A 16,101-nucleotide genomic window follows, 5' to 3' on the forward strand; every position below is an offset into this window, starting at 1 on the left:
CTTCGGCGGGACCGGAGTATGTGGGAAGAGACCCCCCCTCTGTCACTTCGTGACATCTCCCCCACAAGGGGGGAGATCGTCTGCGGCGAACGCTCCACCTCCCGTCTTCCTTCGGAAGAATACGAACGCATCTTTCTACTGCAAGAGGGGTGGGTTTTGTGTTGAAACGGTCGGCAGACACCCCCAATCTCCCCCTTGTGGGGGAGATGTCACGAAGTGACAGAGGGGGGTATTCACACTCACCGCTTGATCTCCCAAGTCGTGATGCGCTCGCCCGTCGCAGAATCCTTGCCGTCCTTCAGCTGAATACCTTCAGCCAAAAGCGCGTCACGGACCTTGTCCGCCTCGGCAAAGTTCTTCGCCTTCAGCAGCTCCAGGCGCACCTGCACCCGCCGGTCGATTTCCGAGACGACGCCGTCATCCATCTCGACCTTTTCGGGCAGCAGGCCGAGCAACGCCGCGCTTGCTGCAAACACAGGCAAAACGCTGGCATCGGCATTGGCTGCTTGGGCCAGAGCATGCAGAGCCTGGATGGCGATGACGGTGTTGAGGTCGTCGGCAAGGGCGGCCAGTACGCTGGCGTCCGGGGCGGCATCGCCGATATCCGCCGCCGGCCACTTGGCAATCAAGCGTTCTGCCTCTTCCAGCCGCTTCACCGAAAAGTCGATCGGCTCGCGGTAGTGCGTCATCAGCATGGCAAGGCGCAGCACCGCGCCCGGCCACGTCCGGCCGCCGAGTTTCTCCGTCTGCAGCAATTCGTAGATGGTGACGAAATTGCCTTCGGATTTCGACATCTTGCGGCCTTCGACCTGCAGGAAGCCGTTGTGCATCCAGACATTCGCCATCACGTCCGTGCCATGGGCGCAACGCGACTGGGCGATCTCGTTTTCATGATGCGGGAAGATCAGGTCCAGGCCGCCGCCATGGATGTCGAAGACGTCGCCGAGATAGCGGCCGCTCATGGCCGAGCACTCGATATGCCAGCCGGGACGGCCGCGCCCCCAGGGGCTTTCCCAGCCGGGCTCGTTCCCGGCAGACAGCTTCCAGAGCACGAAGTCGCCGGGGCTCTTCTTATGCGCATCAACGGCGATGCGAGCGCCGGCCTGCTGCTCGTCGAGATTGCGCTTCGAGAGCTGGCCGTAATCAGCCATGGACTTGGTGTCGAACAGTACTTCACCCGCCGCCTGATAGGCATGGCCCCTGACGATCAGCTTTTCGATGATCTCGATCATCTCAGCGATATTGTCCGTCGCCCGCGGCTGCACGGTTGGTTCAAGGCAGCCGAGCGCGGTCGTGTCCTGATAATACTGCGTCTCGGTCTTCTCGGTGACCAGGCGGATCGCCTCGTTCAGCGGCAGGCCGGGATGATCGCGGAGTGCCCGCGCGTTGATCTTGTCGTCGACATCGGTGATGTTGCGCGCATAGGTGACGTGGCTTTCGCCATAGACCTGTCTGAGCAGCCGGAAAAGCACGTCGAAGACGATGGCCGGCCGCGCATTGCCGATATGGGCGAAATCATAGACAGTCGGGCCGCAGACATACAGGCGGACGTTCTCGCGGTCGATCGGCTGGAAGTCGACCTTTTCGCGCGTCAGCGTGTTGTACAGCTTCAGTTGTGGCTCGGTACCCATTTCATTCTCCCAAAGGCATAAATCCGAAAAATATCGTCACCGGCAGGCCGGGGCGTTTGTCATCTTGGATTTTGGGAGACGAAAACGGCCAGGCCAGCGAAACGCTAGCGAATAATTTTCCGGCAGATAATGCAGATAACCGTTTTCATGGCAGGCTTTATCGCTCGACTATGGTGATTGGTCAAGTGCCAGGATAGGGCCGTAGCGAGCGATTATTCCGGCATCCGATAATCGACGAGCTTGTTCTCGCGCACGACGAAGAGCTTGCCGGTTTCCGTCACATCCGGGCCGGCGAGCGGCAGGATGGCTTGGGCCACGTCGCGGGGATGCGGCAGTGTATCCGGGTCTTCGCCGGGCATGGCCTGGGCGCGCATGGCGGTGCGGGTGGCGCCGGGGTCGACGCTGGTGATACGCAGCGGCGTGCTTTGGGTTTCTCCGGCCCAGGTACGGGCAAGCGCCTCGACGGCGGCCTTGGATGCGGAGTAGGCGCCCCAGAAAGGCCGGCAGCGGTGGGCGGCGGCCGACGACAGGATGATGGCGCGCCCGGCGTCGGAGCGCATCAGCAGCGGCTCGACCGAGCGGATCAGCCGCCAGGTCGCGGTGACGTTAACGGTCATCACCTTTTCGAACACCTTGGCCTCGATATGGCCGATCGGCGAGATGACGCCGAGCACGCCGGCATTGGCGACGAGAATATCGAGCTTGCCCCAGCGCTCAAAGATCGAAGCGCCGAGCGCATCGATCGCGTTCATGTCAGCGAGGTCGAAGGGCACGAGCGTTGCGGACCCGCCGACAGCCTTGATGGCGTCATCGAGTTCCTCAAGGCCACCCACGGTACGGGCGCAGGCAATCACATGCGCGCCGGCCTTGGCCAGTTCCAGTGCGGTGAAATAGCCGATACCGCGCGACGCGCCGGTAACGAGGGCGATCTTGTCCTTGAGATTGACGCTCATACTGCCTGGATCCGAATGCTCTGGGGAAGGAAAGGGGCGAAAAAGCGCCCCTTATCAGCCGATACCGGGGTCAGCCGTTGCTGGCAAGCATGGAAAGCTTGCGCACATTGCTGGTGCTTTCCCGGTCGAGCAGGCGGGTCGGATAGTCACCGGTGAAATAGTGATCGGTGAACTGCGGCTGCGCATTGTCGCGCGGCGCGCCGCCAACGGCACGGTAGAGACCGTCGATCGATAGAAACGCCAGCGAGTCGACGCCGATGAAATCGCCCATCGCCTTCAGGCTTTTATACTGATTGGCGAGCAGCTTCTCGGCGTCCGGCGTATCGATGCCGTAGAAATCCGGATGAAAGATCATCGGGCTGGCAACGCGGATATGCACCTCGCGAGCCCCGGCTTCTCTGATCATCTGCACGATCTTGACCGAGGTGGTGCCGCGCACGATGGAATCATCCACCAGAATGACACGCTTGCCTTCGATGATGGCGCGGTTGGCGGAGTGCTTGAGCTTGACGCCGAAAGCGCGGATCTGCTGCGTCGGCTCGATGAAGGTGCGGCCGACATAGTGGTTGCGGATGATGCCGAGCTCGAAGGGGATGCCGCTTTCCTGCGCATAGCCGATGGCCGCCGGTGTGCCGCCGTCCGGCACGGGTACGACGACGTCAGCTTCGACTGGGGCTTCCCTGGCCAGATTGATGCCCATGTTCCGGCGGGTGACATAGACGTTGCGGCCGCCGACCACGGAATCGGGACGGGCGAAATAGACATATTCGAACAGGCAGAGCCGTTCGGGTTTGGAGACTTCCGGCTTGCGGGCATCGATGGTGATCGAGCCATCCGGCTGGATCTCGCAGATAACGACTTCGCCGTTTTCGATGTCGCGGACGTATTTGGCGCCGATGATGTCGAGCGCGCAGGTTTCCGAGCAGAAGATCGGCTTGCCGTCGAGCTCACCCATGACCAGCGGCCGAATGCCGATCGGGTCGCGCGCCGCGATCAATTTGGTGCGCGTCATCGCAAGCATCGAATAGCCGCCTTCCATCTGGCGGATCGCATCAATGAAGCGGTCGGAGGAGGAAGCCTGCTTAGAGCGGGCAATGAGATGGAGGACGACTTCGGTGTCTGAGGTGGCCTGAAAGATCGCACCGTCGGCGATCAGCTGTCGGCGCATGGTCAGGCCGTTGGTGAAGTTGCCGTTGTGAGCAATGGCGATGCCGCCGACTTCCAATTCTGCAAACAGCGGCTGGACGTTGCGCAGGATGGTTTCGCCCGTCGTCGAGTAGCGCACATGGCCCATCGACCGGTCGCCGGGCAGGCGGGCAAGCGTGGCGGGATCAGTATAATGATCACCGACGAGACCCATGCGCCGTTCGGAGTGAAAGCGCTGGCCGTCGAAGGAGACGATGCCGGCCGCTTCCTGGCCACGATGTTGAAGAGCATGCAGGCCGAGCGCCGTCAGGGTTGCCGCGTCCGGGTGGCCGAGAATGCCGAATACGCCGCACTCCTCATGCAGCGTATCGCCGTCGATATCATCCTCGATGGAAAGGGAATGGGTCATGGCTGCAGGACCTTTGCTCTCAACATGGGTGGGTCGGGGCGGCATCGCGACTGAATGCAAAAATAGCTGAAAATCCGGCCGGAAAGACTATCGGGCCGGATCTTCGGTTTTCATGGCGTTCACATGGCGATTATCGCCCGGCGGGTCAAGCCTGTAAACGCTTTGTCAATTATTCGTTTGCGGCGCCGGCGCGTCGTCGGAGGGCGCGGAATCGTTGGTCGCGCCACCATCCTGCGGCTGCGTCTGCTGCTGATTCGGCGAGATCTTGTTGATGATCTCGGCCGGAAGCATCGCCTGGATATTCTCGGGAAGCGCGGACTTCAGCTTTTCGACCATCGAATCGAGGAAAGGCTTCGATTTTGCGTTGTTGACCCATTCAGGACGGGCCGGCGGCGCGACCAGCCAGTTCCAGAAGGCGACGACGACGACCATCAGCAGCAGGCCGCGGGCGGCGCCGAACAGAAAGCCGAGCGTGCGATCCAGCGCGCCGATGCGGCTGTCGATGATGAAGTCGGCGATCCTGATGGTGATGAACGAAATGATGATCAGCGCGATGAGGAAGATGACCGCAGCAGACGCGATCGTCGCGATACGGGTGTCTGCCGTGTAGTGCAGTGCATAGGGCACGAGCAGCGAATAGAGATAGTAGGCAGCGACGGCCGAGCCGCCCCAGCTGACGATCGACAGAATTTCGCGGGAAAATCCGCGCACCATGGCCAGAACGGCAGAGAACAGGATGACGCCGATAACAATACCGTCGAAAATCGTAATGGGCATGTATAATCCACTCCAAGACTTGCCATGCCGAGCATGGCCGCCATCGGCCTCACTATTCGCCTCTCTTGCCGTCAAGAACGGCTGAAGTAAGGCTCAGTCTTCGTCTTCCGCACGCTTGAGCGCGGCCTTCGATCCTGCAATGCGCACCACCAGATCCGGCAGGCTGTCGATCTCGCTCCAGCGTCCACCACTGCCTTTCGGCAGGTCGGGGGAGGCAGTCGGGAGAAGCGCTGCAGAAAATCCCAGCTTCTCGGCTTCCTTGAGGCGCTGGGCGGTATGCGCAACCGGCCGAACAGCACCCGACAGGCTTACTTCGCCGAAATAGACGCAATCGGCGGGAAGGGCAATACCGGCCAGGGAGGAAACCAGTGCAGAAGCCACGGCAAGGTCGGCAGCCGGCTCAGAAATGCGATAACCGCCGGCAATATTGAGATAGACGTCATGCTGGCCGAGCCGGACACCGCAATGCGCCTCAAGAACCGCGAGAATCATCGATAGCCGCGCCGAATCCCAGCCGACGACGGCGCGCCTCGGCGTGCCGAGTGATGTCGGGGCGACCAGCGCCTGCACTTCGACCAGGATCGGCCGCGTGCCTTCCATGCCGGCAAAGACGGCAGCACCCGGCGATTTGGAATTACGTTCGCCGAGGAAGAGTTCGGACGGATTGGCCACTTCGCGCAAGCCCATGTCGGACATTTCGAAGACGCCGATCTCGTCGGTTGGGCCGAAGCGATTCTTCACCGTGCGCAGGATGCGGTAGTGATGGCCGCGATCGCCCTCGAAATAGAGAACGGCGTCGACCATATGCTCGACGACACGCGGGCCGGCGATCTGGCCGTCCTTGGTGACGTGGCCGACCAGCACCATCGCGGCTCCCGTCTGCTTGGCAAAGCGGATCATCGCCTGCACGCCGGTGCGCACCTGCGTCACCGTGCCGGGCGCGGATTCGGCAAGCTCGCTCCATAGCGTCTGGATGGAATCGATGATGACGAGATCCGGCCGCTTGCCTTCGGCGAGCGTTGCCAGGATATCCTCGACGTTGGTTTCGGCCGCAAGCATCACGTCGGTATCGGCGGCGTGCAGCCTCTGGGCGCGAAGGCGAACCTGCGCCACAGCCTCTTCGCCGGAGACGTAGACGATCTTGTGTCCGCGCCGGGCAAGGGCCGCCGCTGCCTGCATCAGGAGTGTCGATTTACCGATGCCGGGATCGCCGCCGACCAGCACCGCCGAACCGCGTACGAAACCGCCGCCGGTTGCCCGATCGAGTTCGGAAATACCTGTATAGATACGCGGTGCTTCCTCGATCTCGCCGGACAGAGCCGTCAGTGCTACCGGGCGGCCTTTTTTCGGCACCTTGGCGGGACCGCCGCCGATGCCGCCCATTGGGTCTTCCTCGACGATGGTGTTCCATTCGCCACAGCCGTCGCATTTGCCCGCCCAACGATTGTGGATCGTGCCGCAGTTCTGGCAGAGAAATTGTGTACGGGTTTTTGCCATCAGATGCTGTTCTCAATGTTCGAATGCTTCGCGTGTCGAAGCGAATCGCGACTGGCTGTCAGATAATGTCTTTCGCGGCCTATCAAAACTAATGATTTCCACATCAACGGCCATCATGTCAGGCTTATGCCAGCTTTTTGATGGATGACGACTGATGTTCGACTATTCGCTTGCACACTGGATCGGATTTCTGTCCGCCGCGATACTTCTTAATTTGTCGCCGGGGCCGGACATCGCCTTCATTCTTGGCCATACGGTCAGAAGCGGCATACGCTCCGGTTTTGCCGCACTGTTTGGCATATGGAGCGGCGCATGCCTGCATGTGCTGATGGCGGCGGCCGGCCTGTCGGCGATATTGGCTGCCTCCGCAGTCGCCTTCTCGACGATCAAATGGGTCGGTGCCGCCTATCTGATCTGGCTCGGCATACAGGCGCTGCGCTCGAAAGGCGAGGGAGCCTGGATCAAGGAAGCGGGCAAGACACTGCCGTGGAGCCGGATCTATCGGCAGGGTATTCTCGTGTCGTTGCTCAACCCGAAAGTCGCGATCTTCTTTCTCGCCTTCCTGCCGCAATTCATCGTTGAAGGCGCTGGCCCGGTCTGGGCGCAGCTACTGCTTCACGGCAGTCTCATCATCGTCGTTGCCGCCTTCATCGAGCCGCCGCTCATCCTTCTCGGCGGCCGTCTCACTGAGGCGTTGCGGCGCAATCGAAGCGTCGGTTTGTGGCTAGATCGCGGGCTTGGAGCGCTGTTGGTGGCATTGGGTGTCCGCCTGGCGACCAGCGCGCGCTGAGGTCGGCTATTCCTCAACCTCTTCCGAAATATAGCGCCGCTCGTGCCGGAGCCCCAGGCTCGTCAGCATTTCATAGCCGATCGTGCCGGCTGAGCGGGCCGCGTCATCAACCGGAATATTGGTGCCGAAGAGCTCGACGTAGTCGCCCGCACGGACGAGGTGGTGCGGGATATCGGTGACGTCGAAGATGGTGAGGTCCATGGTGATGCGGCCGGCAACGGGAACCTTGTGGCCGGCGATAAAGCCTTGGCCGGCGGGCAAGCCGGTCTGGCGCAGCGGCACGCCGCCGCTCGACTGGCTGCGCATATAGCCATCGGCATAACCGGCGGAAACGATCGCCAGCCGGCTGTCGCGCGCAAGCTGCATCGCCCGCCCATAGCCGACGGTTTCGCCTGATTTCACGAATCGGGTTTGGATGATCCGCGCTTCAGCGGTCGCGACGGGTCGCATCGGATTGGCGATGCCGGGAACCGCCTCGCCGCCATAGGTGGCGATGCCGGGTCGGGTGAGGTCGAAATGATAGTCCGAGCCGAGAAATATGCCGGCCGAATTGGCAAGGCTGGCCTCGACGCCCTCGAAGGCGGCGCTCACCTTGCGGAAGGATTCCAGCTGCTGCCGGTTCATCGGATTGGTTGGATCGTCGCCGCAGGCGAGGTGACTCATCACCAGCACCGGGGCAAAGCTCGCCGGGCGGGAGACGTCGTCGGCAAGCGCCAGCGCGTCCTCCATCGGCAGGCCGAGCCGGTTGAAGCCGGTGTCGACCTGCAGTGCGCAGGGGTAGTCGCCATAATCCGCTAGCACAGACATCCAGAAGGTAAGCTGCTCTTCCGAGGCGATGACCGGCACGAGATCGTTTTCGAAGAAGACCCGCTCCATGCCCGGCCAGATGCCTGAGAGCACGAAGATGCGCGCGTCGGGCGCGTAGAGGCGCAAGGTCGCACCCTCGTCGGCGGTCGCGACGAAGAAATCCCGGGCGCCGGCCAGATAGAGCGTCTCGCCGATATCCTCGATCCCCAGCCCGTAGGCATCCGCCTTGACGACGGCGGAGGCGCGGGCGCGCCCGGAGCGGTGCGCCATGTCGCGCCAGTTCTCGACAAGGGCGTCCAGATCGACCGTCAGTCGCAGGCCGGCAGCGGCAAAAGCGTCATTATCGTCGAAACTATCTGTCATGAAACCGCCTGAACGAAAAATGGCCGGAGAGGAATATTGCTCCGGCCAGAATAGTGATCATCGCTGCAAAGAGAAAGTGCTGCACTGCACATATGTGCCGTGGGCGGCCTTAATCAATGCTCTTCATATGGCGAGAAGGACGGGTCGGCGAGGTCGGCGAAGCGAGTGAATTCCGCCTGGAAGGCGAGCTTCACCGTGCCTGTGGGACCGTGGCGCTGCTTGGCGATGATGACGTCAGCGGTGCCCTTCACCTTTTCGAACAGGGATTCCCATTCGGCATATTTAGGATCGGCCGGATCGCGCGGTTCGGAGTTCTTGACGTAATACTCCTCACGGAACACGAAGAGCACCACGTCGGCGTCCTGCTCGATCGAGCCGGATTCGCGAAGGTCAGACAGCTGCGGCCGTTTGTCGTCGCGGCTTTCGACGGCACGCGACAGCTGCGAAAGTGCCAGGATCGGAACATTCAGCTCCTTGCCGAGGGCCTTCAGGCCGGTGGTGATCTGGGTGATTTCCTGGACGCGGTTCTCGTTCGATTTCCCCGAGCCGGTCATCAGCTGAACGTAGTCGACCACGAGAACGTCGAGGCCGCGCTGTCGCTTCAGGCGCCGCGCGCGCGCGGACAGCTGGGCGATGGAGATACCGCCGGTCTGGTCGATGAAAAGCGGCACCTTCTGCATCATCATCGAGCATGCCACAAGCTTTTCGAAATCTGCATCGTTGATATCGCCGCGGCGGATCTTCGACGAGGAGACTTCCGTCTGCTCGGAGATGATGCGGGTGGCAAGCTGTTCGGACGACATTTCCAGCGAGTAGAAGCCGACGACGCCGCCGTTTTTCGCCTTTGTGGAGCCATCCGACTGCACTTCGCCTTCGAAGGCGGCGGCAATGTTGTAGGCGATATTGGTCGCAAGCGACGTCTTACCCATGCCCGGACGGCCGGCGAGGATGATCAAGTCCGAGCGCTGCAGGCCGCCCATCTTGCTGTCGAGCGAATGAATGCCGGTGGAAATGCCCGACAGGCCGCCATCGCGTTCCTTGGCGACGGCCGCCATGTCGATCGCCAGTGCCACGGCGTCGTTGAAGGCCTGGAAGCCGCCGTCGTAGCGGCCGTTTTCGGCAAGCTCGAACAACCGGCGCTCGGTATCCTCGATTTGGCTCTGCGGTGGCATGTCGAGCGGCGCGTCATAGGCGATGTTGACCACGTCCTCGCCGATGGTGATCAGCGCCCGGCGCAGGGCAAGGTCATAGATGGCGCGGCCGTAGTCCTCGGCATTGATGATCGACACGGCTTCGGTGGCAAGACGCGCGAGATATTGCGCCACCGTCATGTCGCCGACCTTGTCGTCGGCCGGCAGGAAGGTCTTGATCGTCACCGGATTGGCGGTCTTGCCCATGCGGATGATATCGCCCGCCACTTCGTAGATCTTCCGATGCAGCGGCTCATAGAGATGGATCGGCTTCAGGAAGTCGGAGACACGGTAATAGGCGTCATTGTTGACGAGGATGGCACCGAGCAGGGCCTGCTCCGCCTCGATATTGTTCGGCGCCTCGCGGTAGTGCGCTTCGGCGGGAGCAATGGCGGCAATGTTGCGCGCAGCTTCGTTCATTTTCCGTCTCTTCGTCTCGTGGTGTGTCGAATGGTTTGCGACGTTCCGGTGTCACGGTCAATTGCAGAAGAGCCTCAGCGTGGCGCGCGAGACGAATTCGCTCGAGCTATTCACGTTGTTCCACTCATCCACAGGGACAAACGCTCCGCGGTAAAAAAGTCCTTGTCGCCAGCTTGCAATGGAACTGCCGACACGCGAATCACTTATGCAGAATGTCTGAGGATGATTTTAACCCAGCTCGCCCTAGCATACATCGGCAAACCGGCGGCCGCCCTTGTAAAGATGAAAAAATCCAGATATTTCCTAGAAGTAGGGTAGGTTATTAATCATATAAAGTAGCTATATGCCGGGTCATCCACAGCGCCGAGAAATCTTCGACGAGCTTTCCGCCTTCAATCGGAAGCTGAGGGCGGCGTTCGACAGCCTGGTGCGCGAGCATGGAATGACATTGGCGAGAGCCCGGGTCTTCCATAAGTTGTCGCGCCGTGACGGTATCAATCAGCGGGAACTCGCCGACGAGCTTGAGCTGGAGACCCCGACGCTGGTGCGCATTCTCGACGCCATGGAGGCACAGACCTTTATCGAGCGTCGCGCGGTTCCGTCGGATCGGCGTGCCAAGCAGATTTTCATGACGGAATCCGGAAAAGTCGTTGCCGCCGAAGTCGAGGCTCTTGCCAGCGGCGTGCGGGCGGATATCCTGCAGGGAATTCCGGATGAGGATATCGGCATGGCTCTCAAGGTCATCCGCGCCATGACGGCCAATTTGCAGAATTTGGGCAAATCATGAGGTAGCTTATGAGCGGTAAGCCGGGCCCGATCGCGAATGTGAACGCCACTGCAGCTGCTCAACTGCCCATGCCCGGCTGGAAAATGCTGCTATATATCCTGGCGTCTGTGATGTTCTTCTTGACGCAGGGCCTCGGTCTCAATCTCGCCTTGGCCAACCTCACCCAGATCCAGGGCTCGATCGCCGCGACAACCACCGAGTCGGTGTGGCTATCGGCCGCCTATATGGCGCCGAACGTCAGTCTCGCCATCGCGCTGGTGAAGATCCGCATGCAGTATGGCGTGCGCAATTTCGCCGAGGTCAGCATTATCGGCTTCGTCGCCGCCTCGCTGCTCAATCTCTTCGTCTCCGACCTGCAATCGGCCGTCGTTGTTCGCTTCCTGAGCGGCATTGCCGCAGCCCCCCTCTCGACGCTCGGCTTTCTCTATATGCTGGAAGCCTTCGAGCCGGCCAGGAAGATGACGATCGGCGTCAGCCTGGCGATGATGAATACGCTGCTGGCCGCACCCATCACCCGCCTCGTCTCGCCATCGCTGCTCGACTACGGCGAATGGCGCGGGCTTTATACGCTGGAGATGGCGTTGGCGTTGCTGGTGATGCCGATCATCTATCTGCTGCCGCTGACGCCGCCGCCGCGCGTGAAGGTCATCGTCTTCGGGGACATCATCAGCTATCTGCTGGTCGCGATCGGCTTCGGCTGTCTGGCCGTCGTTCTCTCCGTCGGGCGGCTCTACTGGTGGCTGGAAGTGCCTTGGCTCGGAGTGCTGTCGGCGATCAGTATCACTACCCTGACGCTTGCCGCCGTCATCGAACTGCGCAGGCCGACGCCACTGATCGACATCCGCTGGCTGCTCAGCCCGGCGATCCTGCATCTGACCGGCATCCTTCTGGTCTTCCGCATCATCGTCGGCGAACAGAGCGCGGTCGTCATGACGTTCTATCAGAGTGCGGTTGGCCTTCTCTATGACCAGCTCTCAATGCTCTATTGGATCATCCTGGTTTTCTCGATTGTCGGCGGCCTCGTCTGCACGGTGCTGATGAGCTATGGGCTCAGCTGGCAGATCCAGTTTGCTGCACTCATCATGATGGCGGCGGGCGCCTTCATGGATGCGCAGGTCACCACCTTGACCAGGCCCGAACAGATGTATCTCAGCCAGGCACTGGTAGCGGCCGGCGCGGCGCTTTTCCTGCCGCCTTCCATGTCTGAGGGCTTCAAGGCGGCTTTTTCCAAAGGTCCGCCTTATCTGGTGACCTTCTTCGTGGTCTTCACCTTCACGCAGAGCATCGGCGGCCTGATCGCCTCGGCCTTCTACGGCACGCTGATCATCATCCGTGAAAAATTTCATTCCGCCGTGCTGACCGAGCGCGTGCTGCTGACGGATCCGCATGTTGCCCAGCGTGTCAGCCAGCTTTCATCGTCCTACGGCAAGGTGATCGGCGACAGCGCGCTGCTGAAGGGCGAGGGATTGGCGCTGCTCGGCGCGCAGGTCAGCCGCGAGGCCAATACGCTCGCCTATGCCGATGCTTTTCTGGTTGCAGGCGTAATCGCTGTCGTATCACTCGCCGGACTTTCGCTGCATGTGTTCTATCGCTTTATCAAGGCACGGCTTGCCGACGATCGGCCGCAGACCGTGGCATCCAACCCCTGAGGATATGAAATAGCGCCATGTCGAGGCTCGTTCGCTCCCCCATCGAAGTTATTGCCGTTCTCGCCGGTGTCGGCGGCGTCATGCTCATACTTTATGCTTGGCATTTGCCACCCTTCAAAAGCTCGGTCGAGACGACAGACGACGCCTATGTCAAAGGCTATGTCACGACGATCAGCCCGCAGGTCAGCGGTTATATCACCGATGTGCCGATCAAGGACTACAAGCTCGTCAAGCAGGGCGACGTACTGACCAGGATCGACGATCGCATCTATCAGCAAAAGGTAGCGCAGGCGCGTGCCACGCTGGATGGCCAGAAGGCGGCGCTTGCAAACTCCCAGCAGCAGGAGCAGGCCGCCAAGGCCGGCATCGCCTCCAGCCAGGCGCAGATCGACAGCGCCACCGCCGGGCTTAAGCGCGCGCAGCTCGCCTGGGAGCGCGTGACGACGCTGGTTGCCAAGGGCGTGTCCACCACCAGCGATTCCGAGCAGGCGCAGGCGACGCTGCAACAGGCGCAGGCGGCCGTGAACCAGGCGAAGGCGGGCATTGACGTATCGCAGCAGAATCTCACGACGATCATCGTCAATCGCGCCTCGCTCGAAGCCGGCGTTAGCGGCGCGCAAGCGGCCGTGCAGCTCGCCGAGATCGATCTTCAGAACGCGACTATTGTTGCCCCGCAGGATGGTCGCGTCGGAGAAGTCGGCGTGCGCCTCGGCCAATATGTGACCGCTGGAACACAGCTGATGGGTCTCGTGCCCAGGGATATCTGGGTGATCGCCAATTTCAAGGAAACCCAGCTCGACGGAATGAAAATTGATCAGCCCGCGACGATCTCCGTCGATGCGCTCGGTCATCGCCGGCTCAAGGGCCATATCCAGCGTTTCTCGCCGGCGGCGGGCTCGGAATTCGCTGTCATCAGGCCTGATAACGCGACCGGCAATTTCACCAAGGTCGCGCAGCGCATCGGCGTCAGGATCAAGATCGACAAGGATCAACCGCTGGTGGATGGTCTGGCGCCCGGCATGTCGGTTGTTGTCTCGATTGACAAGGACTCCCAGCCGGAAGTGGGCGTCAACGACGACTGAAGCGATTCCGGGAAACATACGTTTAGCCGGGCTTCGATAGCCGTAAAGAAGAAAAGCCCGGATCGCGAGATCCGGGCTTTCTGATATCCAGCGATGGGCTGGAAATTATGCGTCGTCGTCTTCGGCGTTGCCGTCGGCTTCCGGATCGAAGAAGTCTTCCGGACGCAGGGCGTCTTCGTCGATGCCGTAGATGGCGTCAGCGGAGGTAAGGGTTTCGCCCTTGGTCTGACGTTCGGCTTCTTCAGCGGAACGGGCGACGTTAAGCTGGACGGTGATTTCGACTTCGGCGTGAAGCCCGATGGCAACGGCGTGCAGGCCAATTGCCTTGATCGGCGTGTTCATGTGAACCTGGCTGCGGCCAATGCTGAAGCCTTCGGCAGCGAGGATTTCAACGACGTCACGAGCTGCGACCGAACCATAGAGCTGGCCGGTTTCGCCAGCCGAGCGAACGACGATGAAGGTCTTGCCGCCGAGAACGTCGGCAACCTTCTGGGCTTCGCTCTTGCGCTCGAGGTTACGAGCTTCGAGCGTTGCGCGCTCAGCTTCGAAACGGGTCTTGTTGGCAGCGTTAGCGCGCAGGGCCTTGCCGAGCGGCAGCAGGTAGTTACGGGCAAAGCCGTCGCGAACCTTGACTACTTCGCCCATCTGGCCGAGCTTGGAGATACGCTCCAGGAGAATGACGTCCATTTTAGTGTTCCTTTCAGATATCAGATTTTCGTGTCTGGTTGTTTGGGTATTTCGGCATTCTTGTTCGGGGTGAGCGCGATCGCCTTGCGCGTATCGTAGAGCCCGAGGACAAGGATGATGAAGAGCGGCACCGTCAGCATCAGCGACGTCAGGTAGGTGAGGATCAGCACGGGTATGCGCCAATCCTTGCCACGCGTGTGATAATGCAGCGACGCGAAGCCGGAAACGATGAAACCGGCGCCAAAGGCACCGAGCAGGACGGCGCCGACCAAGGCGGGGATACCGCCGAAGAACATGGCGACGACCGCCGCGAGAAAGACGAAGATCGCGTTGCGGTTCATGCGCAGTGCAGAGGGAATGTCCTCGCGCGGGCGCAGGTTGCGGCCGGAGGTCGAGACGATGCGGATGGCCATATAATAGGCGGCCAGCAGCATCATAACCCAGATCATGCCCCAGACGAGGGGAATGGCGTAGAGCATCAGTGACTTCGTCTTCGCGATTACGTCAGCGTTGAGCTGAAGCTCCGGCTGCTGCTGGTTCACAACGCTGGTATAGACATCCACCACCTGGCCGACGAGATCGGCGCTATAGCCCATGACCGCGCCGGCAATGACGATGACAACCGCCGCGAGGCCGCAGAGATGCAGCATGATGTCCGAGAGCGGATACCAGGCCGTCAGGTGCTCGGGGCCGCCGAGTTCGGAGGCTGGGCGTGCGAGATTGGCAAGATGGCTGAGCCAGGCCGGCACCAGCGCCAGGACCATAGCGAAAAGCCCGAAGGACGGCGATTGGCCGACAGCGCCGACGATGCCCGCCGCGACAACGGCGGTGATGACGGCAACGTTGCCCCAGCCAAGGCCGACAATGAGAATGGGGAGGGCGGAGAGCGCGCCAAACAGGATGAACAGCAACGGCTGTACTGTCGCGCCATACACAAGTAGGGCAGCGGTAAAACCGGCAAGGGCGCCGATGGCCAGCACTTTGGCGTTCAAATTTTTCAAGTCGCTGTCCTGCTTCATAATCGAGCAGTTAGAGGATGCTTTCGAAACTCGGTTCTGAAAGCCGTCCCCAACATGGGGTTTAAAGTTCCGATCCGCGCCCACCGCGAAAGGGAGAAGGGAAGGCACGAATGCCTTCCCTCAAATCATGTAGCGTCAGCTCTGATTAAGAGAGGACGTAGGGCAGCAGGCCGAGGAAACGAGCGCGCTTGATCGCCTGGGCGAGTTCGCGCTGCTTCTTCTGGGAAACGGCCGTGATGCGGGAAGGAACGATCTTGCCACGCTCGGAAATGTAGCGCTGCAGGAGACGAACGTCCTTGTAATCGATACGCGGCGCATTGGCACCCGAGAACGGGCAGGTCTTGCGGCGGCGATGGAACGGACGGCGGACCGGTGCGGAGGAAACTTCAGACATTGTTCAAAATCTCCTTATACGCGGTCTTCGCGCGGACGGCGCGGACGGTCTTCGCGATCACCACGATCCGGGCGCGGACCACGATCACGGTCACCGAAGCTGCGCTCCGGACGGTCGCCATCGCGGCGCGGACGATCGTCACGGTCGCGCTTCTGCATCATGGCAGACGGACCTTCTTCGTGCTTTTCAACAGCGATCGTCATGTAACGCAGGACGTCTTCGCTGATGCGCATCTGACGTTCCATTTCCTGGACGGCAGCCGGAGGTGCATCAATGTCCATCAGGGCGTAGTGAGCCTTGCGGTTCTTGTTGATGCGATAGGTAAGGGACTTGAGGCCCCAGTTCTCGATACGCCCGACTTTACCGCCGTTAGCTTCGATAACACCCTTGTACTGTTCTACGAGGGCATCGACCTGCTGTGCGGAAATATCCTGTCGGGCAAGGAATACATGTTCATAAAGAGCCATGATAGCTTCGCCTTTCTTGCGTTGATCTGAACC

15 protein-coding genes are annotated in these 16,101 nt (G+C 60.9%); 4 read left to right on the forward strand and 11 right to left on the reverse strand.

Annotation, left to right across the window (positions count from 1 at the left end; genetic code table 11):
• Window positions 1-239: 239 nt before the first annotated feature.
• The 5 genes from cysS to radA all read right to left on the reverse strand — a co-directional run bounded on the left by cysS (window position 240) and on the right by radA (window position 6,413).
• Complete coding sequence (gene cysS / locus HB780_RS31680) at window positions 240-1,631, reverse strand: cysteine--tRNA ligase (RefSeq protein WP_183692312.1); 1,392 nt, start codon at window positions 1,629-1,631, stop codon at window positions 240-242.
• Window positions 1,632-1,843: 212 nt separating this feature from the next.
• Complete coding sequence (locus tag HB780_RS31685; RefSeq protein WP_183692314.1) at window positions 1,844-2,584, reverse strand: SDR family NAD(P)-dependent oxidoreductase; 741 nt, start codon at window positions 2,582-2,584, stop codon at window positions 1,844-1,846.
• A 70-nt stretch (window positions 2,585-2,654) separates the two neighbouring features.
• On the reverse strand, window positions 2,655-4,139 hold the full coding sequence (gene purF, locus HB780_RS31690; protein ID WP_183692317.1) for an amidophosphoribosyltransferase: 1,485 nt from the start codon (window positions 4,137-4,139) through the stop codon (window positions 2,655-2,657).
• A gap of 165 nt (window positions 4,140-4,304) precedes the next feature.
• The gene (locus HB780_RS31695; RefSeq protein ID WP_183692319.1) at window positions 4,305-4,916 is read right to left on the reverse strand and encodes a CvpA family protein; all 612 of its coding nucleotides are present in this window, start codon (window positions 4,914-4,916) and stop codon (window positions 4,305-4,307) included.
• Window positions 4,917-5,009: 93 nt separating this feature from the next.
• Complete coding sequence (gene radA / locus HB780_RS31700) at window positions 5,010-6,413, reverse strand: DNA repair protein RadA (protein ID WP_183692321.1); 1,404 nt, start codon at window positions 6,411-6,413, stop codon at window positions 5,010-5,012.
• A gap of 154 nt (window positions 6,414-6,567) precedes the next feature.
• On the opposite strand from radA, the gene HB780_RS31705 reads away from it, so the two are divergent.
• Complete coding sequence (locus HB780_RS31705; RefSeq protein WP_183692323.1) at window positions 6,568-7,203, forward strand: LysE family translocator; 636 nt, start codon at window positions 6,568-6,570, stop codon at window positions 7,201-7,203.
• Between the two features lie 6 nt (window positions 7,204-7,209).
• On the opposite strand, the gene alr is transcribed toward HB780_RS31705, so the two are convergent.
• Window positions 7,210-8,373: an alanine racemase gene (gene alr, locus HB780_RS31710; protein ID WP_183692326.1), complete on the reverse strand. Its 1,164-nt coding sequence runs from the start codon at window positions 8,371-8,373 to the stop codon at window positions 7,210-7,212.
• A gap of 113 nt (window positions 8,374-8,486) precedes the next feature.
• On the reverse strand, window positions 8,487-9,983 hold the full coding sequence (locus HB780_RS31715; RefSeq protein ID WP_183692328.1) for a replicative DNA helicase: 1,497 nt from the start codon (window positions 9,981-9,983) through the stop codon (window positions 8,487-8,489).
• Window positions 9,984-10,326: 343 nt separating this feature from the next.
• Here HB780_RS31715 and HB780_RS31720 point away from each other — a divergent pair, with 343 nt between their 5' ends.
• The 3 genes from HB780_RS31720 to HB780_RS31730 are packed head-to-tail and all read left to right on the forward strand — an operon-like array spanning window position 10,327 to window position 13,501.
• Window positions 10,327-10,770, forward strand: coding sequence for a MarR family winged helix-turn-helix transcriptional regulator (locus HB780_RS31720; protein WP_183692330.1), 444 nt, complete (start codon window positions 10,327-10,329; stop codon window positions 10,768-10,770).
• Between the two features lie 8 nt (window positions 10,771-10,778).
• Entirely contained in the window at window positions 10,779-12,419 is a 1,641-nt protein-coding gene (locus HB780_RS31725; RefSeq protein ID WP_183692332.1) for an MFS transporter, read from the forward strand.
• 17 nt (window positions 12,420-12,436) lie between these two features.
• On the forward strand, window positions 12,437-13,501 hold the full coding sequence (locus HB780_RS31730; RefSeq protein ID WP_183692334.1) for an HlyD family secretion protein: 1,065 nt from the start codon (window positions 12,437-12,439) through the stop codon (window positions 13,499-13,501).
• A 105-nt stretch (window positions 13,502-13,606) separates the two neighbouring features.
• Here the strand turns inward: HB780_RS31730 and rplI are convergent, their stop codons facing one another.
• The 4 genes from rplI to rpsF all read right to left on the reverse strand — a co-directional run bounded on the left by rplI (window position 13,607) and on the right by rpsF (window position 16,068).
• On the reverse strand, window positions 13,607-14,188 hold the full coding sequence (gene rplI, locus HB780_RS31735) for a 50S ribosomal protein L9 (protein WP_183692336.1): 582 nt from the start codon (window positions 14,186-14,188) through the stop codon (window positions 13,607-13,609).
• Window positions 14,189-14,208: 20 nt separating this feature from the next.
• Window positions 14,209-15,189, reverse strand: a complete 981-nt coding sequence (locus HB780_RS31740; RefSeq protein ID WP_183692338.1) for a DUF2232 domain-containing protein — start codon at window positions 15,187-15,189, stop codon at window positions 14,209-14,211.
• Between the two features lie 163 nt (window positions 15,190-15,352).
• Window positions 15,353-15,601: a 30S ribosomal protein S18 gene (gene rpsR / locus HB780_RS31745; protein ID WP_047464718.1), complete on the reverse strand. Its 249-nt coding sequence runs from the start codon at window positions 15,599-15,601 to the stop codon at window positions 15,353-15,355.
• A 14-nt stretch (window positions 15,602-15,615) separates the two neighbouring features.
• Window positions 15,616-16,068, reverse strand: coding sequence for a 30S ribosomal protein S6 (gene rpsF / locus HB780_RS31750; RefSeq protein ID WP_183692340.1), 453 nt, complete (start codon window positions 16,066-16,068; stop codon window positions 15,616-15,618).
• Window positions 16,069-16,101 lie beyond the last annotated feature (33 nt).

Origin of the sequence: Rhizobium lusitanum (assembly GCF_014189535.1) — a bacterium.
GTDB lineage: Bacteria > Pseudomonadota > Alphaproteobacteria > Rhizobiales > Rhizobiaceae > Rhizobium > Rhizobium lusitanum_C.